This window comes from Halotolerantifilum yawarlongkerapense (genome assembly GCF_054506745.1).
Genome location: NZ_CP199719.1, coordinates 2,008,772 through 2,028,871, shown reverse-complemented (window position 1 = coordinate 2,028,871; position 20,100 = coordinate 2,008,772). Strand labels below are relative to the sequence as shown.

24 protein-coding genes are annotated in these 20,100 nt (G+C 55.2%); 7 read left to right on the top strand and 17 right to left on the bottom strand.

Annotated elements, in window-relative coordinates; all coding sequences use genetic code 11:
- Positions 1-12: 12 nt before the first annotated feature.
- The 4 genes from ACULM0_RS09965 to purR form a co-directional block, all read right to left on the bottom strand.
- Positions 13-963: a ribose-phosphate diphosphokinase gene (locus ACULM0_RS09965; RefSeq protein WP_463677401.1), complete on the bottom strand. Its 951-nt coding sequence runs from the start codon at positions 961-963 to the stop codon at positions 13-15.
- Positions 964-975: 12 nt separating this feature from the next.
- Entirely contained in the window at positions 976-2,349 is a 1,374-nt protein-coding gene (gene glmU / locus ACULM0_RS09960; RefSeq protein WP_463677400.1) for a bifunctional UDP-N-acetylglucosamine diphosphorylase/glucosamine-1-phosphate N-acetyltransferase GlmU, read from the bottom strand.
- Between the two features lie 98 nt (positions 2,350-2,447).
- On the bottom strand, positions 2,448-2,735 hold the full coding sequence (spoVG, locus tag ACULM0_RS09955; protein ID WP_463677399.1) for a septation regulator SpoVG: 288 nt from the start codon (positions 2,733-2,735) through the stop codon (positions 2,448-2,450).
- Between the two features lie 79 nt (positions 2,736-2,814).
- A complete protein-coding gene (gene purR, locus ACULM0_RS09950; protein ID WP_463677398.1) occupies positions 2,815-3,645 on the bottom strand; it encodes a pur operon repressor in 831 nt (276 codons plus the stop codon).
- A gap of 146 nt (positions 3,646-3,791) precedes the next feature.
- Between purR and murC the strand changes: the two genes are divergently transcribed.
- The gene (murC, locus tag ACULM0_RS09945) at positions 3,792-5,168 is read left to right on the top strand and encodes a UDP-N-acetylmuramate--L-alanine ligase (protein WP_463677397.1); all 1,377 of its coding nucleotides are present in this window, start codon (positions 3,792-3,794) and stop codon (positions 5,166-5,168) included.
- Here the strand turns inward: murC and ACULM0_RS09940 are convergent, their stop codons facing one another.
- The 6 genes from ACULM0_RS09940 to ACULM0_RS09915 form a co-directional block, all read right to left on the bottom strand.
- On the bottom strand, positions 5,169-6,371 hold the full coding sequence (locus tag ACULM0_RS09940; protein WP_463677396.1) for a chloride channel protein: 1,203 nt from the start codon (positions 6,369-6,371) through the stop codon (positions 5,169-5,171).
- Positions 6,372-6,421: 50 nt separating this feature from the next.
- Positions 6,422-7,402 (bottom strand): LCP family protein, encoded by a 981-nt coding sequence (locus ACULM0_RS09935; RefSeq protein WP_463677395.1) that lies wholly within the window; start codon positions 7,400-7,402, stop codon positions 6,422-6,424.
- An 81-nt stretch (positions 7,403-7,483) separates the two neighbouring features.
- A complete protein-coding gene (locus ACULM0_RS09930; protein WP_463677394.1) occupies positions 7,484-8,329 on the bottom strand; it encodes a 3-hydroxybutyryl-CoA dehydrogenase in 846 nt (281 codons plus the stop codon).
- 10 nt (positions 8,330-8,339) lie between these two features.
- Positions 8,340-9,119, bottom strand: coding sequence for an enoyl-CoA hydratase-related protein (locus ACULM0_RS09925; protein WP_463677393.1), 780 nt, complete (start codon positions 9,117-9,119; stop codon positions 8,340-8,342).
- A 16-nt stretch (positions 9,120-9,135) separates the two neighbouring features.
- On the bottom strand, positions 9,136-9,495 hold the full coding sequence (locus ACULM0_RS09920) for a hypothetical protein (RefSeq protein ID WP_463677392.1): 360 nt from the start codon (positions 9,493-9,495) through the stop codon (positions 9,136-9,138).
- Positions 9,496-9,727: 232 nt separating this feature from the next.
- Entirely contained in the window at positions 9,728-10,240 is a 513-nt protein-coding gene (locus ACULM0_RS09915) for a type 1 glutamine amidotransferase domain-containing protein (RefSeq protein ID WP_463677391.1), read from the bottom strand.
- A gap of 88 nt (positions 10,241-10,328) precedes the next feature.
- On the opposite strand from ACULM0_RS09915, the gene ACULM0_RS09910 reads away from it, so the two are divergent.
- The 6 genes from ACULM0_RS09910 to ACULM0_RS09885 all read left to right on the top strand — a co-directional run bounded on the left by ACULM0_RS09910 (position 10,329) and on the right by ACULM0_RS09885 (position 13,719).
- Positions 10,329-11,198, top strand: coding sequence for a DMT family transporter (locus ACULM0_RS09910; protein WP_463677390.1), 870 nt, complete (start codon positions 10,329-10,331; stop codon positions 11,196-11,198).
- Positions 11,199-11,201: 3 nt separating this feature from the next.
- On the top strand, positions 11,202-12,044 hold the full coding sequence (locus ACULM0_RS09905; protein ID WP_463677389.1) for a fumarate hydratase: 843 nt from the start codon (positions 11,202-11,204) through the stop codon (positions 12,042-12,044).
- Positions 12,045-12,060: 16 nt separating this feature from the next.
- Positions 12,061-12,615, top strand: coding sequence for a Fe-S-containing hydro-lyase (locus ACULM0_RS09900; protein WP_463679879.1), 555 nt, complete (start codon positions 12,061-12,063; stop codon positions 12,613-12,615).
- Positions 12,616-12,716: 101 nt separating this feature from the next.
- A complete protein-coding gene (locus ACULM0_RS09895; RefSeq protein WP_463677388.1) occupies positions 12,717-13,319 on the top strand; it encodes a hypothetical protein in 603 nt (200 codons plus the stop codon).
- A 1-nt stretch (position 13,320) separates the two neighbouring features.
- Positions 13,321-13,512 (top strand): DUF1858 domain-containing protein, encoded by a 192-nt coding sequence (locus tag ACULM0_RS09890; protein ID WP_463677387.1) that lies wholly within the window; start codon positions 13,321-13,323, stop codon positions 13,510-13,512.
- A 9-nt stretch (positions 13,513-13,521) separates the two neighbouring features.
- Positions 13,522-13,719 (top strand): hypothetical protein, encoded by a 198-nt coding sequence (locus ACULM0_RS09885; RefSeq protein ID WP_463677386.1) that lies wholly within the window; start codon positions 13,522-13,524, stop codon positions 13,717-13,719.
- A gap of 52 nt (positions 13,720-13,771) precedes the next feature.
- Here ACULM0_RS09885 and ACULM0_RS09880 read toward each other — a convergent pair whose 3' ends face one another.
- From ACULM0_RS09880 to ACULM0_RS09850, 7 genes are all read right to left on the bottom strand, one after another.
- Positions 13,772-14,437: a Crp/Fnr family transcriptional regulator gene (locus ACULM0_RS09880; RefSeq protein ID WP_463677385.1), complete on the bottom strand. Its 666-nt coding sequence runs from the start codon at positions 14,435-14,437 to the stop codon at positions 13,772-13,774.
- A 59-nt stretch (positions 14,438-14,496) separates the two neighbouring features.
- Entirely contained in the window at positions 14,497-15,048 is a 552-nt protein-coding gene (locus ACULM0_RS09875; protein ID WP_463677384.1) for a hemerythrin domain-containing protein, read from the bottom strand.
- 73 nt (positions 15,049-15,121) lie between these two features.
- Complete coding sequence (gene lspA / locus ACULM0_RS09870; RefSeq protein WP_463677383.1) at positions 15,122-15,586, bottom strand: signal peptidase II; 465 nt, start codon at positions 15,584-15,586, stop codon at positions 15,122-15,124.
- A 17-nt stretch (positions 15,587-15,603) separates the two neighbouring features.
- On the bottom strand, positions 15,604-17,157 hold the full coding sequence (cls, locus tag ACULM0_RS09865) for a cardiolipin synthase (RefSeq protein WP_463677382.1): 1,554 nt from the start codon (positions 17,155-17,157) through the stop codon (positions 15,604-15,606).
- 18 nt (positions 17,158-17,175) lie between these two features.
- Positions 17,176-17,817, bottom strand: a complete 642-nt coding sequence (gene trmB, locus ACULM0_RS09860) for a tRNA (guanosine(46)-N7)-methyltransferase TrmB (RefSeq protein ID WP_463677381.1) — start codon at positions 17,815-17,817, stop codon at positions 17,176-17,178.
- Between the two features lie 35 nt (positions 17,818-17,852).
- Positions 17,853-18,500 (bottom strand): orotate phosphoribosyltransferase, encoded by a 648-nt coding sequence (gene pyrE / locus ACULM0_RS09855; RefSeq protein ID WP_463677380.1) that lies wholly within the window; start codon positions 18,498-18,500, stop codon positions 17,853-17,855.
- 43 nt (positions 18,501-18,543) lie between these two features.
- Positions 18,544-20,091 carry a putative glycoside hydrolase gene (locus ACULM0_RS09850; protein WP_463677379.1) on the bottom strand — a complete coding sequence of 516 codons (1,548 nt, stop codon included), beginning with the start codon at positions 20,089-20,091 and terminating at the stop codon, positions 18,544-18,546.
- Positions 20,092-20,100 lie beyond the last annotated feature (9 nt).

Sequence of the window (20,100 nt, the reverse complement as noted above, 5' to 3'; positions counted from 1 at the left end):
GCGCGTAACGGTTTAATCGAAAAGCTTGCTGACCGAGTCGTTGTTGAAAATCCTTCGGATCGATTCGGCGAACAAGGGTGCCACCGATAGCTGCGTGATGTTCTCCGGGAGCACTTCTGGATCCCAGTAGATCGTGTCGAGTGTCACGAGCTCCTTGATCACGGAGTTCTCGATCCGCTCCAGGGCCGGCCCACTGAAAACGCCGTGCGTGCAACAGGCGTAGATATCCTTGGCGCCCATTTCTATCAGCGCCTTGGCCCCGTTGGTGATGGTGCCGGCCGTATCGATCATGTCGTCGATCAGGATCACATTCTTGCCCTTGATCTCTCCGATGACGTTCATCACTTCGGACACATTGGCCTTGGGCCGACGCTTGTCAATGATCGCGATGGGGGCATCCACGCGATATGAGAAGTCCCGGGTACGTGTCACGCTACCGAGGTCCGGCGAAACGACGACGATGTCCTCGATTCCCTTGTCGTGGAAGTACTCCGCCAAGATCGGAACACCGACGAGGTGGTCCACCGGGATGTTAAAGTATCCCTGGATCTGAGACGCGTGTAGGTCCATGGTCAGCACGCGGTCCGCGCCTGCTGCGGTGATCAGATCGGCCACTAGTTTGGCACTGATCGGATCGCGGGCCTTCGCCTTACGGTCCTGTCGGGCGTAGCCGTAGTAGGGCATCACCGCTGTGATCCGACCGGCAGAAGCACGCTTCATGGCGTCGATCATGATCAGCATTTCCATCAGGTAATGGTTGACCGTAGGCACACTGGTGGACTGGATGATATAGACATCGACACCGCGAACGGTCTCGTTGATGTTGACTGTGATCTCGCCATCGCTGAAGGTTTTCACCTCGGCATCGCCCAGCGGTACACCGAGCTCGCTACAGATCTTCTTGGCCAGCGAGTTGTTGGAGTTGCCTGAAAAAATCTTGATTTTCTTTCCCTTGGTATGCATGATGTCCTCCCTCTACTTTTTCAAAAGTCCCTTTTTCGCCACCCAGTCCCGTTTCTCCTCCTGTCGCGAGCGAGCGATGGCGAGGGCTCCGGGCGCGACATCCTCCGTGATCGTGGACCCGGCGGCCACATAACCACCCGCACCCACGGTCACCGGAGAGACGAGGTTCACATTGCATCCGATGAAAGCATCATCTTCCACCGTCGTGCGATGCTTGTTTTTTCCATCGTAGTTCACAAAGACGACACCGCAACCGATGTTCACCCGGTCGCCCACATCGCCATCACCTACGTAGGTCAGGTGGCTGATCTTCGTCCCGTCCCCTATCGTGGCGTTTTTCAGCTCGACAAAATCCCCTACCTTGGCGTCCTTACCCACGCGTGAGTTCGGTCGCATGTAAGCGTAGGGTCCCACTTTCGTGCCGCTGTCCACGCTGCTCTCGATCAGTGTCGAGGACTTGACGCACACATTTCCGGCTATCTCACAATCGGTGATGTCGGCATCCGGTCCAATCTCGCACCCTTCACCGATCACCGTCTTTCCGCGCAGGACGGTCCCCGGCCAGATCACAGTATCGCGGCCCACCTTCACGTGTTTTTCAACATAAAGGGTATGGGGCCTGCGGATCGTGACACCAGAGATCATCAGGGACTCGAGGATCCGCTTCTGGAGAATCTCCTCTGCTTGGGCCAGCTGCAGGCGTGAGTTCACACCGATCAGCTCTTCAGGGTCCACGGCATAGGTGGTGATCACGCGCTCCTTCGAGCGAAGGATCCCCAGTACATCCGTGAGGTAGTACTCTCCCTGTGCGTTGTCATTGGTCAGGCCATCGAGTGCTTCGAGCAGATCGGCCCCTCGAAAGAGATAGATACCGCCGTTCACCTCATCGATCCTGCGGATCTGTGCATCGGCGTCCTTTTCCTCGATAATCTCGGAAAAATGCCCTGTTTCGTCTTTCACGATCCGTCCGTATCCCTTGGGTTCCGAAAGACGCATGGTCATCACTGTCCCCGCGGCCTTCTCCTCACAGTGGTGGGCCCAGAAGGCCCGGAGCGTTTCTTCCGTAAGAAGGGGTACATCACCGTTCAGGATCATCACATCGGCCTCGGGATCAATGAAAGTCCTGCCCATCATCACGGCATGTCCCGTTCCAAGCATCTTTTCCTGCACGGCAAAATCCACCGCCCGGTCGCCAACAGAGGCCACAACCGCCTCCCGTCCGTGGCCGATGACCACGATGGGTGTTGTGCTCGTCAGGGGAGCGATGGTGTCGAGAACGTTATCGAGCAGGGTGACACCGCAGATCTCATGGAGGACCTTGGGAATCTCCGAACGCATGCGTGTACCCTTGCCAGCTGCTAGAATCATAGTTTGTAAGGCTTTCATAGATCGTCTCCTTTAATTTTCACACATGCATTATACCACGTTTATCCCCCGAAAGGAAAACGGATGTGAGGCAGAAAAAAAGCATAGCCTGGGTATCGCTATGCTAAGAAGGGATCTTCGGTGTGCGAGGGTCTGAGCGCCGCATGATAGGCCTCGAAAATCACGGAAGTGATTTTGTTCCTGGCCTCTGCATTGATCGGATGCGCGATGTCGCGGTAATCTTGATGACCGACCCGTCTGGACGGCATGGCGATGAAAAGGCCGCTCTGCCCCTCGATGATCTTGATATCGTGGATCACGAAAGCGTCATCAAAGGTCACCGATACAACGGCCTTCATCTTCCCCTCGTTGCTTAGTTTGCGAATTTTGACGTCTGTTACATTCATTGTCTCCAACCCCTACCTTTCTCCGATGATTTTTGCGTATCATTATTCTATATTCTATATGATCACAAAAATTCCTGCATTATTTCGGAGAATTTTTCAGAATTTTTTCATTGACCCGCGCGTGGATCGTCTTGTCGGCATCGATGCCCTCCAGAATGATCAAAGAAAGGTAATCGGATACCAGCTTCTTCTCGTGATTCGCACGTTCCATCATGACAGCCACACCGGCTACATTGGCGCCGATCTCGTGGCAAAGATCCTCGAGACCTTTCACTGTACCCCCGGCGCGCATAAAATCATCGACGATCAGAACGCTAGCCGCCGTCTTGATGGCGTTCTTGGAGATATACATGGTCTGGATGGCACCGGAGGACCCGGATACGTAATTGATGCTGATCGTGGATCCCTCTGTCACCTTGTTGGTGTGGCGGGCGACGACCAGGGGCACGTTGAGCGCCTGGGCCGTCATGACACCGATGGGAATCCCTTTGGTTTCCACAGTGAGCACATAATCGATCGTGCGTTCGGCATGGGCTCCGGCGATGATTTCCCCGATAGCTCTGGCGTACACGGGATGGTAGATTAGATCGGCCAAGTACAAAAATCCCCCGGGGATCACCCGCCGTGGCTCTTTCAATGATGTCACGATGCTCTCGAGCACCTGCTCTCTCGCTTCCACAGGTACCCGTGGCTGGAACCTCACGCCACCTGCGGCGCCTGCGATGGTCTCCACATGGCCGAGCCCCAACTTATCCAGCGTCTCCTTCACAATCACCAGATCCTCGCTGATCGTGGACTTGGCAGCGTTGAATCGCTCGGTAAAAGTTGTCAGGGTGAATACCTGATTGGGGTTCCCTCTTAAGATTGCCACCATGGCGGCGATCCGTTCGTTACGTTTGAATTTATTCACTTCTTCTCCCCCTTACGAATGTTCGTCTTCTCACGAATCATTTTATTCGTATTTCGCCTGGGTTTCAAGGAAAATTTCCTTTTTCATCCCTTGCATCCCTATGATATAATCGAACTGCTAATTGAACCGAGAGGACGGGAGCCAAGATGATGGAATTAAAAAAACACAAACATATACATCTCATCGGCATCGGAGGCGTGAGCATGAGCGCTATTGCCGAGATTTTACTGCACCGGGGTCATGAGGTCACGGGATCGGACCTAAAGGTGACACCCACCACCGAACGTTTAGAAAAGCTAGGTGCCACCGTGTGGGCCCACCACGGCGGGGAGAATACCACGGGTGCCGACCTGATCGTCTACACATCGGCCATCGCCGAGAACAACCCGGAGTACAAGGCTGCGGTGGCAGCCGGTATCCCCATGGCCAAGCGGGCCGAGGTTCTGGGTCTTCTCATGCGCGACTACAAGAAGAGCATCGCCGTCAGCGGCGCCCACGGCAAGACGACAACCACGGGGATGATCGCCACGATTCTCGATACCCTGACGGATGTGGATCCTACGCTCCTCGTGGGCGGGACCCTCGCGAGCATCGGGGGGAACATCAAGATCGGCAACGATGACTTTTTCATCACCGAAGCCTGCGAGTACAAGGAGAATTTTCTTTACTTCGAGCCGGCCCTCGGGATCATCCTGAACATCGATGAGGACCACCTCGATTACTACCGTAACCTGGATCACATTGTGGAGGCCTTCGTTTCTTTTTCGGGCAAGATCAAAAAGCACGGTCACCTGCTGATCAATCGCGACGATTACAACACTTGTCGCGTGCTGCCACACGTGAAGGAACAGGTGGTTACTTTCGGGATCACACAGGACAGCGATTATCAGGCCCAGAATATCACCTTCAATGAAAAGGGACAGAGCCGCGCGGACATCTTCCACGAAGGGGAGCCTATCGCCACGCTTGAACTCAATGTCCCCGGTCGTCACAATATCTACAACGCCCTGGCTGCCTTTGCCGCCTGTCATCTCCTCGGCTTGGACGCAGAAAAGATCACCAAGGCCCTGTCGCTTTTTACCGGCACGGACCGTCGCTTCCAGAAGAAGGGCGAGCGCGAGGGTGTGATCGTCTACGACGACTACGCACACCACCCGACGGAAATCAAGGTGACCCTCGATGCCTTCCGTCAGCTACCCCACAAGCGATTGATCACACTGTTCCAGCCGCATACGTACACGCGTACCCAGGAACTCTTCATGGATTTTGCATCGGCCTTTACCGCCAGCGATATCGTCCTGGTTTCCGACATCTATGCGGCGCGTGAAGTGGATCCTGGCACCGTCCACGCGAAGGATCTCGCGGAGGCCATCCGAAAAGAAAGAAAAGACGCCCATTACATGGGCGACTTCGATGAAATGATCGCATATCTCGAGGCGCATGCCGAGCCCGGTGATCTGGTCATCACCATGGGGGCCGGCGATATCTACCGCGTTGGCGAACGCTATCTCAGCAGAGGGTAATCACCCTCTGCTTTTTTCGTGGAAAAAATCGCGCTTCAGAAGTCGCTCGACGACCAGGTAGCTCAAGAGCGATACAAAGAGCGCCGGTAGGATCAGGATCGGTGCACCGGTGAGCGTGTAGGCGAGGATTGTCGCCGTCAGCGGTGCATGGGCGAAACCTGCGAACATAGCGACCATACCGAGCACGGCCGCGCTCGTGTGACCGGCGAATCCGAAGAGAAGCGCCACGATCGCACCCAGGGTGGCGCCCATGGTGATCGCCGGTGAAAAACCCCCACCGTAGAGGCCTGCACCAAGGGACAGGGTGGTGAGAAAGAACCGGAGCGCCAGGAGGGTCAGAAGGAAGGTAAGCTCCGCATGACCGGCAACCACTTGCTGTAGTGTGTCCCCATGGTACTCCAGAATGCCGGGGAAAAATGCCACCGATACCGCAGTGACCAAAGAGACCCAGGTGATCCGCCACCCGCTTCCCACCTTCTTTTCGGCGAAAAACTGCCCCCAGCAATCCCGCGTCCAGATGTAAGCCGCTGCGATTAAACCCGCGAGAACCGCCAGGGTAATCAGCAAAAGTGGTGGCAGGTCCATCCCTTTGACGAAGGCGTTTCCCAGGAGGATACGCTTTTCCTCTCCAATGATCCAGCGCACCACGGCACCAGAGGTCAGGGCCGAGAGAAGAATCGGTGGTTTCTCCTCATTGTCCATTCCCTTGAGGAGCACCTCGAAAGTGAAGATCAGACCGAAGAGCACATCATTGAAGACACCCGTGACCAGAGCGGCAACGCCTGCTGCGATCAGGATCCGACGTTCTTGATCCGTCCGCTCCCTACGATAGGCCACCGTAGAGCCCAAGAAGCCACCTAGGTAGACGATCGGGCCGAGGAGTCCTACAGAGAATCCGCCGATCAGGGTGATCAGGGTTCCGATCGACTTGAGCAGTGTTTCGCGTGGTCTCAGCAGATACCGGTTGATCTGGTCGATCTCCCGCCTCACAGGTGCAACGCCGAAACCCTCGGAGGCGGAGGCAAGGGGACCAAAAGCCAGCAGAAGCAAGAGTCCGCCGGCGATCAAAGGGAGCCAGTGAAAATTGATCCCGACGAGATACTCGCTCATCCAGATCCCCTCCGACAAGAGGAAGGTAAAAAGAAGGCTCGCGAGGCCACCCACCACACCAACGGTAGCGGCAAGGGCATGTCTTTTCAACATTCTTCCATCTCCTTCTTTAAGAAAAGCCCGACGTCACCGTCGGGCCAAGATTATTCTTCTTCGTCTTCCGCTGGTCCCCGCCGGTAGATCTCCTCCAGGAGCTCTTCCGTTTCGGCAGGATCGTGGAAGTAGTATCCACCCTTACCGGCTTCGCCGGGCAGGCGATGCATATCGAGATTGTCGAAGCTAAATCCCACGACCTTCGTTCCTAAGTACAGGGCTTGGTCGAGCGGCAGATCCGTTCGAACGTAGTTGAGCCCCGTCTTGATCACGGTCGGCAGTTTGAAGCTCAGGGCCTTTTTCGCCACCAGTTTGACGAATTCCTGCTGGCGTTCGATCCTCGGTAGATCGCCCTGTCCCGCTTCCCCGTTGTTCTTGCGCCAACGGAGGTAGCCCATGGCCTTTTCACCGTTGAGCACCTGTCTCCCCGGTTCAAGGTGGATGTGGAGCGGGGGATCCGCGGCCGTATCGTCGTAGTTCATGGCAAAGGGGACGTTGACCTCAATGCCCCCGAGGGTATCTACGATGGCGCCCACGCCATTGTAGCTCACGCGCACTGTGTAATCGATCGGTACCCCGAGAAAGGCCGAGAGGTATTTTTTCATTCCCTCGCTACCGCCGTCCCCGCGAAATCCGTAGACCGCGTTGATCTTATACTGGCCCGATAGGTCGAAGCCCGGTACCTTGTGGTAGGTGTCGCGCGGGACGCTGACCACATCTGCCAGTTTGTTCTCGGGATCGTAGCTCACGAGCATGATGGTATCCGCTCGTCCACCATCCGTCCCGAAGAGCAGGATGTTGATGCGCTTGGATTCGGCAACCAGTCGCTCGAGCTCGCTTAAGTTTTCGTAGGGATCCTCTGGTTCGATTTCCACCTGCGGTTCCGCTGGCTCTTCTGAGAAGAGCGTCTCATCGCCGGCATCGGCCACGGCCATGGGATCGTAGTATCGGTTGAAGGCGTAGAGGCCCGAGCCGATCATCACGGAAAAACAGAGGAAAGCGAAAAGGAATATTTTGGCGTAATATCGCATAACTCGCTCCTTTTCTAGGTTCATCTCCACATTTTATCACAGGATGACCCACCCGACAGGTTACAGTTCCGTTACAACAATCTAACGGTAATCGTAGAAACCCTGCTTGGTCTTGCGTCCCAGCAGGTTACCGCGCACCATCTTTTTGAGCAGCGGATGCGGACGGTACTTGGAATCGCCGAACTCTTCGTAAAGCGTCTCCATAATGGCCAGGTTCACATCGTTGCCGATGAGATCCGCCAGGGCGAGGGGGCCGATGGGATGGTTGGCGCCGAGTTTCATCGCTTCATCGATGTCCTCTGCCGAAGCCACACCTTCTGCCAAGATGCCAATGGCCTCATTGATCATGGGGATCAAGATCCTGTTGACCACAAAGCCCGGTGCTTCTTCCACTTCGACGGCCTTCTTGCCCAGGGCACCGGCCAGCTCAGCCATGGCGGCATAGGTCTCGTCGGAGGTGGCGATGCCCCGGATGAGCTCCACGAGCTTCATGACGGGAACGGGATTGAAAAAGTGCATGCCGATGACACGATCCGGTCGACCCGTTGCGGCCGCAATCTCCGTGATTGATAGGGAGGAAGTGTTGGTCGCCAGGATGGCCCCCTCCTTCACCACCTTATCGAGCTCCGCAAAGATCACTTTCTTGATCTTCATGTTTTCCACAGCCGCCTCGATAATGATATCGCAATCCGCAATGGACTGAATAGCCGTGGCCGTCACGAGGCGTCCCATGGCCTCCTCTTTATCCGCTGCTGAGATTTTCTCTTTCTTGACCAATCGATCGAGACCCTTCTCGATTGTGCCGCGCCCTCTTTCGAGTGCCGCTTCTTCTAAGTCTCGCATGACCACATTGTATCCGCTCTGCAAAGCTACCTGTACGATCCCTGCACCCATGGTGCCCGCACCGATCACTGCAATTTTTTTCATATGTACCTCCCTATTTTCCCTGGAAATTCGCTTTTTCTTTTGCCAAGAATGCCTTCATACCCGCTTTCTGATCTGCAGTGGCGAAACAAAGGCCGAAATAAGCCGCCTCGATACTGTTACCCTCCGCTGTTGTGCTGCCGAGGGCAGCATCTACCGCCCGCTTGGTGTACGCTACGGCAAGGGGGGCGTTTCTCAAGATGGCCTTGGCGATCTTGTTCACAGCTTCATCGAGTTCTTCCGGTGCAACCACTTGGTTGACGAGGCCGATGGCGAGGGCTTCTTCCGCATCAATCATACGACCGGTGAAGAGCAGTTCCTTGGCCTTGGCCACGCCCACGAGTCGGGGGAGTCGAAAGCTTCCGCCAAAGCCGGGGGTGATCCCGAGAGAAACTTCAGGTTGTCCGAACTTCGCCCGCGTGCTCGCCACGCGCATGTCGCAGGCCATCGCCATCTCGTTACCGCCACCGAGGGTAAATCCGTCGATGACAGCGATCGTGGGAACGGCCAGCGTTTCGATCTTCTCGAAAATGCCCTGTCCGATCTCCCCGAAGACGCGCCCCTCCTCTGCATTGAGGTCGGCCATCTCCGAAATGTCGGCGCCGGCGATGAAAGCTTTCCCGCTTCCTTTGAAGAGGACGAGACGAAGTCCCTGCTCCTCCCTCAGGCGATCCACTGCCCGATCTAGCTCGGAGAGCAGGGCGCCGTGGAAGGCGTTCAGCCCTTTCTCCGCGACGAAGGTGATGGTCACCACGGCCTCGTCACGTTTGTACGTCAGGTGTTTGAAGGTCATGCGAGTCACTCCTTTTCTACAGTACCTGGTGGAAAAAAGCTTCGATGGCGAAGCCCAGGATGATCATCACAACACCGATGATCCCTGGTGCCACGGCTCCCTTACCGAGGCCTCCGCGCACGTCGATGGTATCCGGATCGTTGGGATCCGGCTTGTACCGACGCTTGGTGAAAAATTCGTAACGCATCTTCGGTGTTCCCACCATGAAGACAATCGCGATACACAGACTCAATGTGCCCAGAGCCAAGATCAAGATGTAGACACCCTTTATGAAGGTCCAGCCCAGGATCAGCTTGCCTAGTACCCCTCCGAACAAGCCGAAGATCAGACTGTACAGGATTCCTTTGAAAATATTGGTCAATATCGTTTCTATCATATGTCACCTCATTCTTTCCATCATCCCCATTATACAACACACCTGACCGCTCTGCACGCATGAATGCGACAGGTTCCAAATGACTCGAACTTTCAAACCAAAAATCGGAAGAAATGACACCTTAAAGTGTGCAAGCGATAGGTTCTCACTTTGAAACCCGAGACATCCGGCTCCCACTTTCGAACACATGAAAACCCCCTCTTCCATGTCCCGTGGAAGAGGGGGTTTTCATTTACTTATGATCCTCTAAGAAGGATAGGATCGCCCGCATATAAGGGCCTAGATCCCCTGGGCTTCTCGAGCTGACCCAGTGTCCGTCGATGACAACGGCCTGGTCTTTCCACGTGGCTCCGGCGTTCACCATATCATCCCGGATCCCTACCGTGCTCGTGACCGTCTTGCCTTCCGTGACACCTGCTGAAATCACGACCCAGCCGGCGTGACAGATGGTGGCAATCAGTTTCTTGTCGCTTTCCATGGAGCGGACAATCTCCAACACCTTTTCATAACGGCGCAGTTTATCCGGTGCCCATCCCCCTGGAATCAAGATGCCGGCGTATGCTTTCGGGTCCACATCGGAAAATGCGATGTCACTGGTGTCTGGAACACCATGCTTACCGTGGTACGTGACCCCTGCCTCCGGTCCCGCTACCACCACTTCGTAGCCCGCCTCTCTCAGGCGGATCACAGGATAGGAGTGCTCAAGATCTTCAAAGTCTTTTTCGATCAATGCTAATATTTTCACTTGTATCACCTCCTTAAAAATCTACCCCACTTCGCGTAAAAATAACGGTCTGATATGGTATACTTAGGGCGTTTGGAGGTTGATTCAATTGAAAGATGAAAATAAAGGTGTACTTTATATTTTACTATCGGCTTTTTTCTTTTCGCTCATGGCCGTGGCCGTCAAATCAGTCGGTCATCTTCCCTTGGCCCAAAAGATGTTCTTCCGGAACTTCCTCGGCCTAGTCGCCATCACCCTCACGCTACTCAGGACAAGGTCGCTTTCGCTTCCTGTCAATAAGAAGCTGACCTTCGCCCGCTCCCTCTTCGGTCTCTTGGGTGTAGCCCTCTATTACACCGCCTTGAGCCAGATGCGTCTTTCCGACGCTGTGATCATCAACAAGATGTCCCCCTTCTTCGTCGTGATCCTATCCATCTTTTTCCTCAAGGAACAGATCACCCGACAGCAAGTCTTCGCCCTGTTCACGGCAGCTATGGGTGCCATGCTGGTCATCCGACCGGCCTTCGATGTGCGCGTGATCCCCTATCTGATCGCCCTGGGTAGCGCCTTCTTCGCCGGTGCCGCCTACACCACGATCCGCAAGCTCTCCGCCACAGACGGCTCGCGCCTCATCGTCTTCTACTTCACGCTCTTCTCTTCGATTGTAACCCTACCGCTCATGCTCAGCGATTACGTCGCACCGACGCCCACCGAGCTCTTCTGGCTGATGATGATCGGCCTAACAGCCCTGGCGGCGCAGCTCTTCATGACCACGGCCTACAGCTACGCACCCGCCTCGCGACTGTCCATCTACAGCTACGTCAATATCTTGTTCAGCACCCTCTTCGGTTACCTGCTCTGGTCAGAGATGCCCGATGCACTTACCCTTGTGGGTACCCTGTTGATCGTAGGCGGTGCATACCTGAATTACCGTGACCGCCTACAGCAAACGAGACGTCCCGCTTTGGAAAGGAGTTAATCCATGCACACCTTCGATGTGAACAAATTGATCGAACCCCTGGCCCAGCGTCTGATCGCCATCAACACCCAGGTCGCAGGAGATCTACGCGATGCCATGGAGCGCGCCCTACCAGTAGAAGCCTCTCCCATCGGCAAGGCCATCCTGGAGGACCTGTTGAAGAATCAGGACATCGCTGATTCAGGCCATATCCCGATCTGCCAGGATACCGGACTCGTCATTATCTTTGCCGAGGTCGGACAGGACCTGCACCTCGTGGGCGGGGACTTTGAATCAGCGCTGCAAAAAGGTGTGGCGAAAGGCTATCAAGAAGGCTTTCTGCGTAAATCCGTGGTCGGCGATCCTCTCGAAAGAAAAAACACCGGCGATAACACGCCCGCGGTGGTATACACGCGGATCGTCCCGGGTGATCGTCTGACCCTCCACATCATGGCCAAGGGCTTCGGTAGCGAGAACATGAGCCGTCTGGCCATGCTCAAACCCTCCGACGGCGAGAAGGGTGTGGTCGATTTTGTGCTCAAGACCGTCTCCGATGCCGGCCCAAACCCCTGCCCGCCTATCGTCGTGGGCGTCGGGATCGGGGGAACCTTCGACAAGGCCGCCGCCCTGGCGAAAGAAGCCCTGCTCAGACCCCTCGAAGACCACCATCCTCAGATCCGGTACGCTAAGCTAGAGAAACTCCTGCTCGAGCAGATCAACCGCCTGGGCATCGGTCCGCAGGGCCTGGGAGGTACCACCACCTGTCTCGGTGTCAAAGTCGCCGCACACCCCACCCATATCGCCGGCCTTCCTGTCGCCGTTAACATCGGTTGCCACGCCCACCGACACAGCACCCTGGTCTTTTGAGAGGAGCGAGAGCAAGATCATGAGAAAGAAAATTCAACTCCCCCTCACCGAAGAGGTCGCCCGCACCCTCGTTGCCGGTGACCTGGTCCACCTGACAGGTACCCTGTACACCGGGCGCGACGCCGCCCACGGGCGACTGGTGGAGACCCTTGCCAATGGCGACGAACTTCCCTTTGAGCTCAAGGATGCCATCATCTACTACGTAGGACCCGCACCCCATCGACCGGAGCAAATCATCGGCTCCTGCGGCCCCACGACCAGCTACCGCATGGACGATCTTACCATTCCCCTCCTCGAACGAGGGCTCCGGGGTATGATCGGCAAGGGTTCTCGATCCAAAGCCGTGCGCGAGGCCATGGTGACCCATGGTGCCATCTATTTCGCTGCGATCGGTGGCGCTGGCGCCCTCATAGCAGAAACAGTAAAATCTTCCGAAACCATTGCCTATGAGGATCTGGGCACCGAGGCGATCCGACGTCTCGAGGTCGTGGACTTCCCGGCCATCGTGGTCAACGATACCTTTGGAGCAGACCTCTATACCTCCGAAAGGGACAAATACGAAAGGAAATAAACCCCCAGCAGATTTTCTCTCTTTTTGTGATATATATCACCGAAGACCAACCAGGGTCTGCCTTATAATGAAGTCAACATAAGAGAGAAAGGAAGTATTTCATGAGTCGATTTTTAGCACCCATTCACTTTTGGCTTTATGAGAAAATAAAGAAACACGAGGTCCTAGAACCTGAGCTGATTGAACACGCCGAGATCAACGGCGCTTTCCTGAGCGACCTGAACGACCGCTATCCTGGGTTCGATCTGGACATCTCCCTCGAAGAGGTCATCGATCAGGGAAATATCCACGGATGGTTACAGGAGCGCATCGCCCTGTCCGAACGACGCCGCGACGCCCTGCTCAAAGTAGTCCCCGTGGAAAAGGCCGAGCTGGTCTACGCAGCCGATGCACGCGCCACGGCAGAAGCCCACGAGGGCGAGGCCGGTGATTTTCCCATGGTACAGAAGACCATCAACCAGTACCTGCTCGACGGCATGCCCTGCGACCAACTGCATGGCACGCTGGAGCATACGGAAACCACCTTCCGCTGGCTCACGAAAGAAGCCATCCACGCCCCATTCTGGACAGACCTAGATCGCTACCTGCAGCTACGAAAAGTGTGGGTTGATACCTTCGTCCGCACACTGACACCAGGACTAAGATACGATGTGATCCGCACTGAAGCGGGTCTTGAGAATACCCTGACCAAGGAGGAGAAGTAATATGAAAATCACAAAAGATCTTTTGATTGCCGATATCCTGAGAAAAAAGCCCGAAGCCGCTGAGATCCTGATGGCCAATGGCATGGGCTGCATCGGTTGCCCCGCCTCTCAAATGGAAAGCCTCGAGCAAGCGGCCATGGTCCACGGTCTTGACCTCGAGAAGCTCATGAACGAGCTCAACGCAGAAGCGTAGGCGATTCCGTTGACAAACCTGACACCTCAGACGCTGGTCTTTGAGTTGTTCAGGACCTACCGGCCCTCTTCGGAGGCCCTCGCCGGCGCCGGTCTCGGACCGCTCGACTGCGCGGCGCACCAACTGAACTCCCTCGAGGAGATGGCCCACAAGATGGACCTACCCGTTGAAAATCTCCTCGATTCCATTGAAAAAATCATCAAGTGAAAAGAAGTAGCGTTGTCCCGGAAAGAGGGCGACGCTACTTCCTTTTTTGTCGTTATTCGATTCGACCCCTGAGCCCCTCTTCATCTAGAACGGTTAGGGTTTTCCCCGAGAGCCGAATCAGACCTTCTTTCTTCAGCTGGTTCAAGGTCCTGCTCACTGTCTCGCGCGTGGCACCGATCATCTCGCCGATCTCCTGACGCGAAAGGTGAAGGGTGAGTTTAGCCCGGTCTGTCTCATCGAGCGCTTCCAAAATCACCCGGATCAACCGGTGCTCCGTGTCATCGAGGGCGATCTGCTTGAGATTCAACTGTGCACGGTACAACTTCTTCGACAGGGTGCGGATCAACTTGATGGCCAGGGCCGGCTTATGGGCGATGAGCCCTTCGAGATCCTCGTTCAAGATCATGCCGATGCGGCTGGGTTCTAGCGTTTCCGCCGTGGCAGGATAGGGCACATCATTAAAAATCGTCACCTCTGCGAAACTGCTCCCCGGACCAAAGGTCGTCAGAATCAGCTCCTTCCCATCGCGAGACGTCTTGTAAATCTTCACCCGACCTTCGATCACGAAGTGAAAGCCCCTACCGGGATCACCCTCCATGAAAATCATCTGGTTTTTATGGTACTGGCGTTCGATCGTCAACGCCACGACTTCCTCGAGATCTTTCTCATCGAGGTCTGCGAAAAAATCAAGCTTCGATAGTGCGCGACTTCTTTCCAAAAAAAAGCACCTCCCCCATCGATTATACCCGAAGGGGGAGGTTTTAAAAATGATTCTCACTATAGATATTTTTGCTCCATCATCGCCACCATGCTCTCGTACTTCTCCTGCACACCCTGCGCCTGTGCATCGGACTCAATCTGCCTACAGGTCTCCTCGAGGGAAGCGAGCGCTTCTTTCGATAGGGCACGCTCGGCATAGGTGTAAAGCGCGTTATCTTCTTTGTGGATGTGTGCCTTGAGCAGTTCCGTGTAGCTGATGGCGCTGGCGATCAGGTCCAGGAGATGCTCATCATCCCCATCGTAGCCCCTTACGGCCGCCTCTAGGCGCATCATGTACAGACGTCCCTGGTCATGCTCTGTGAGCATCCCGAGGATCGGACCTTGACCCACTTGTTCGTAAAGCTCTTCGGCCATCTTTTCAAAGAGGACCACTTCTTCTTTGTTGTGGTGGTGCTTGTCCGCGTAAGAGCGAACAAAGTCGATGGCACTGTAGAAATCCTCTTTCACCACAACCCGGTCGTTCATCGCTTTGCGGGCCATAGCGCGCACTACATCGAGCATACGCAAGATAAAAGTGTGTTCGTACTTCATCAGTTCAATAGCATTCATCTCTTGATTACCTCCATATCTTCTCTTATGTACTCATTATAGAAGAAAGGACCCCGGTCCACCGTGATATAGATTACATTTTGGAAGAAATTCCGGGTAGTTCGGTAAACAAGATCGCCAGGGATAAGAGAATCGTACCCACCACGATGGCGATATCCGCCACGTTAAAGATAGCAAAATTGATCAATCGAAAATCAAAGAAATCCACAACGTAACCCAAGCGCATCCGATCGATGAGATTGCCCACAGCCCCACCGATGACCAGCACGAGAGACCACTTCACCAAGGGGAGCCGCTCGGGCATCAAGCGGATCAGGTACCCCGTTAAGAAGGCGATGACGATCAGGGTGAGGCCAATGAGAAAGACCTGCTTGCCCTTGAGGATGCTGAAGGCCGCCCCCGTGTTGCGGGCGAAGGTCAGGTGAAATACATCCTGGATCAGCGGATAGGTCCCGAGGGGCTTCAGGTAGCGCATAGCGGCAAATTTAGACAGTTGATCGATGGTGATCACGCAAAAAATCATGAGAAAATACAACAATGACAGTCATTCCCTTCTTATTGCAGCGGAGATACCAATCGTCCCACCGCTTCGAGCACACGGTGCCAGAAGGGGCGATCGGCATGCCTTTCCTTCGTGATCTCCTGACTATCAGCGAGATCGTTGATAAAGTCTCTTTCGAGCCGTTCTGTCACTTCCCGATCGTGCACGAAGGCGTTGACCTCAAAGTTGATCTCTAGGCTCCTGTAATCGAGATTGGCCGTTCCCACCGAAGCGACGGATCCGTCGACCAGCACCATCTTGGCGTGGATAAAGCCTTTCTCGTAGGTATAGATGCGGATCCCTGCCTCGAGAAGTTCCGCGATATGGTCGCGACTAGCCCAATAGACAAAGAAATGATCCGGTTTTCCCGGGATGATGATCCGTACGTCCACACCACTGAGCGAGGCTGTCTTCAGGGCCATCAGAAGACTCTCCTCGGGTACCAGGTAGGGTGTGGCGATATAGAGCCGGTCTTCAGCGGTGCTGATCATGGAGAAGTAGGCCTGCAGGATACTCTGCCAATCGGAATCCGGGCCCGAGGCCGCTATTTGCACCATCATCTCCCCGGAAAACTGTTGGGGCGGGTAATAGGAGAGCCCATCCACGTTCTCACCGGCCACAAAGCGCCAATCGTTCAAAAAGATACTCTGGAGACTGTAGACGCCATCGCCGGTGATCATGAGATGGGTATCGCGCCAAAAACCCATGTGTTCCGATTTCCCCAGGTACTCGTCCCCGATGTTCAGGCCACCCACGAAACCATAGCGACCATCCACCACCACGATCTTCCTGTGGTTGCGGTAGTTCAGATCCCGCGACAATACCGGGAAGGCAACGGGAAAGAAGGCGTGCAACTGGACGCCTGCCTCGCTCAGTTCCCGACGGTAGGCCTTACCGAGCTTCCAACAACCGACGCTATCGTAAATCAGCCGCACATCGATGCCTTCACGTGCTTTCTCGATGAGGCGCTTTTTGAGCGCTTGCCCGATGGTGTCATCGCGGATGATGAAATACTCCAGGTGAATGTGATGCTTGGCAGATCCGATGACCTCGAAGATCCTTCGGTAGGTCTCATCGCCGTTGGTCAGCACCTCCACATCGTTGTTCATCGTGAGGGGTGCGCTGGCATTCTCCAGAAGCAGATGCACAAGCCGTTCGTTCACATAGCCCCGCTCGCTGTAGACGCCCATGGCGCTGAAGATCTCGCGCTGGATTGCAGCGGCCTTGGCCAACCGGTCGTTATCCGTGGCCAGCTTCTGCAGGGTGCGTCGCCGCTTCTTGTAATTGCGTCCGAAGAGCACATAGAACACGAAACCCACGACGGGAAGAAAAATCAGGACCAACAACCAGGCCAGCGTCTTCGAGGGGTCCTTGTTCTCCAGAAAGATCACTACGCCCACGGAGATGAGATACAGGGCGAAGAGACCGTTGAAGAATCGTTGGACGGCAGCCAATATGTTCTCGTTGATGACCTCAACTGGTTGCCATCTCACCACGAGCAAATAGACCGCAATACCGAAGGCAACAAAAAGGGCGAGCAATAGGGTTTTGCGTAACCACTTGCGCATGGAACAGGCACCTCCTCTTTAACGGAACGTGGCCTCCACCCGGTAGATAGGTTGACCGCGTTTCGAAAATTTTTCTTCATACCGCGTCCGGACGTTTCCGATCGGTTCATTGGCGTGTAGATCCAGCGAGATATACCGCATTTTCAGGTCGAGCTTGGCAAACTCGTTCAAACTGAACTCAAAAAAGTCCCGGTTATCCGTCTTGAAGTGAATCCATCCCTCGGCAGCCAACACCTTCTGGTAGTGCACGAGAAACTCTTCGTGGGTCAACCGTCGTTTGGCGTGCCGGTTCTTGGGCCACGGATCCGAAAAGTTCAGGTAGATCCGGTCGATCTCTCCGGGCTCAAAAATCTCCTCCGCATGCTTGATGTCCATCACCAGGAACCTCACGTTCTTTACGCCTGCGGTTTCCGCCCGTTTGACACCCCTGTAGATGACCTCTGGAATCAAATCAACGGCCAAGTACAGGATCTCGGGATTGGCCGCGGCCATCTCTGTGATAAATTTTCCCTTGCCCGAACCGAACTCCACGTGCAGCGGTCCCTCTCCTTCGAAAAGCTCGCGAAAGTGTCCCCTGTGCGCCGATGGGTCGGTGATGAAAAGGTCGGGATGCTGCTGCAGCATCTCCACGACCCCGTGAATTCTTCTCATTCTAGCCATAATATCTCGTAAGTCCTCCTTAAAAGGGGAATCCATCACCCCTGGGGGTGATGGTCCTCTGTGAATAATCTGGGATTCTGTCTCCAGGCCATCAGTAGTTCGGCCTGGTCACCCGCCACGAGACCGCGCTCGATGGCGAGCGGCACCAGGGTCTCGTAATCGGTGAGCGCTTCATAGTCGATGCCCTCTCGCTCGAAGGCCAGTCCAGCCTCTGGGAAATTATAGGTAAAGATCGCGAAGACCTTCTCGACGATCAGCCCAGCCTCCCGCAGTGCCCGCACTGCTGTGAGCGAAGACTTGCCCGTCGAGATCAGATCCTCGATCAACACGCAGCGCTGGCCTTTTTCGCAGACACCCTCGATCATATTCTGCAGACCATGCCCTTTTGACGAGGATCGCACGTAGATCATCGGTTTGTCCAGTTGATCTGCCACCCAGGCTCCGTGGGGGATCCCCGCCGTCGCCGTGGCCGCGATGATCGCCACATCAGGATATTGACATCTGATTTTTTCCACAAGGCCCGCGGCCACTTTTTTCCGCAGCTCCGGATAAGAAATGATCTTCCGGTTGTCACAGTAAATCGGTGAACGGATGCCACTGACCCATGTGAAGAGATGCTCCGTGTCCACTAAACTGAGCGCACCAATGTCCATCAGTGCCTCGGCAATACGCTTGTCTTTCATAGCAACCTCCTTTTCTCGTCTCTCAGGACGAGATTAAAAGCAATCAGTCCTCGACGAGTTCATCGAAGGCTGAAGTCGTGTAACTGTTCCCAGCGTTCCAGAACATGTACTCATCCACTCCGGCCTCTTCAAGAGCGCGGACCTGGTCGAGAATCTCCTGGTGGCCGTAGCTGATGTGTCCCTTGATCCAGCGCGCTGTGAAGTCCTGGATCCAGGGTCTGATCGTGGCGGGTGTGTAGGTATTCGCGTTCCGCTCCATCGCATCGATGGTAGCGGCGTAGACCGTGCCGTAGGGATGCGCATCGGGTACGGCGAAACCAAAGATCCCGGGACCGTAGTGGCTGGGGTAAATCATCGGGCAGATATAGTCCACCACCGAGGTGATCGCCTCCCAATGCTGACCGATGCCCACATCCGTCACGGCCGTGGCCGCCCATCCAAAGACATCGGCGCTTACATAGGCTCCCATAGGGGCCAGTTCACCATAGGCATACTTGAGGAAGCCTTGGATCGCAGCGGTCTTCGACTCGAGCTCTGTGTTCCTGTAATCCAACGTGGCATCCATACGGTTCTCTGCCGAAGCCGGGAACCGAACGTAGTCGAACTGCACTTCATCGAAGCCATGGGCCACGGCTTCCTTCGACACTCCCACATTGTAATCCCACAAGTCGCGGTCGAAGGGCGAAGCCCAATAAGCACCATCCTTGTTAGAGAAGGGTTGACCCGTCGCCCGGTGAACGATCGCACGATCGGGATGTAGTTTAGCGTATTTCGGCGACTTGAAAACCACCACGCGGGCGATTGTATAGATGCCCCGATCGTCCAGTTCCTTCATAAAGGCTTCCATGTCCTTGATGAACACCTTGTTTCCGCCGGGGTTGTACTTCTCCGCGGTCTCCGAATAGAAGAGAATGTTGTCATTGTCATCCTTCACATCGATGACGAGGGTATTGATATCCGTCGTATCCACGATCTCCAGCAAACGATCGAAGTTTGAGGTGGCCGCAGAGTGGGCCGTCATGAAAATCCCGCGGACTTTAACGGGTGGGTTGTTCTCCCGATCTCCCATCTTTTCAAAGGGTCCGTAGTCTACATCGTCATAGCGCTTGTAGATCAATTCTTCCTTCTGAGAGACCACGTCATCGGCACCTATGTACCCGAGCAGGGGAGCCTCGTAGCTTTCCTTCAGACCGTAGAAAATTTCGCCCGTGGCCTGATCGGTCACCTCGCCCACCCGGTAGGCGCGGCTCACCCGGTCGAGGCTAGCGACCAGTTCACCACTGCGTGTAGGGGTAGCATAGACCGATGCCCCCTCGCTCGCGATAAAGACGCTCTTCTCCTCTTCCCAAGCAGCAATACGCTGGTTGAGTTCCTCCTGGGCCTTGGCAGCTTCTTCCTCGGCCAATCGGGCGGCTTCTTCCGCTGCGGCCTGGTCTGCTGCTTCCTCTTCGGCGGCGGTTTCTTCTTCTTGCTCCGCTACCGGCGGAATCGCTTCCGCAGCATTCGGCGCCTCACCTGCGCAGGCCGTCAGCAGCAGGCTCGTGCTCATGAGGATGGCCGCCAAAAGCGCGGCCGTCTTGTTCTTGGTCATTATAGTCAC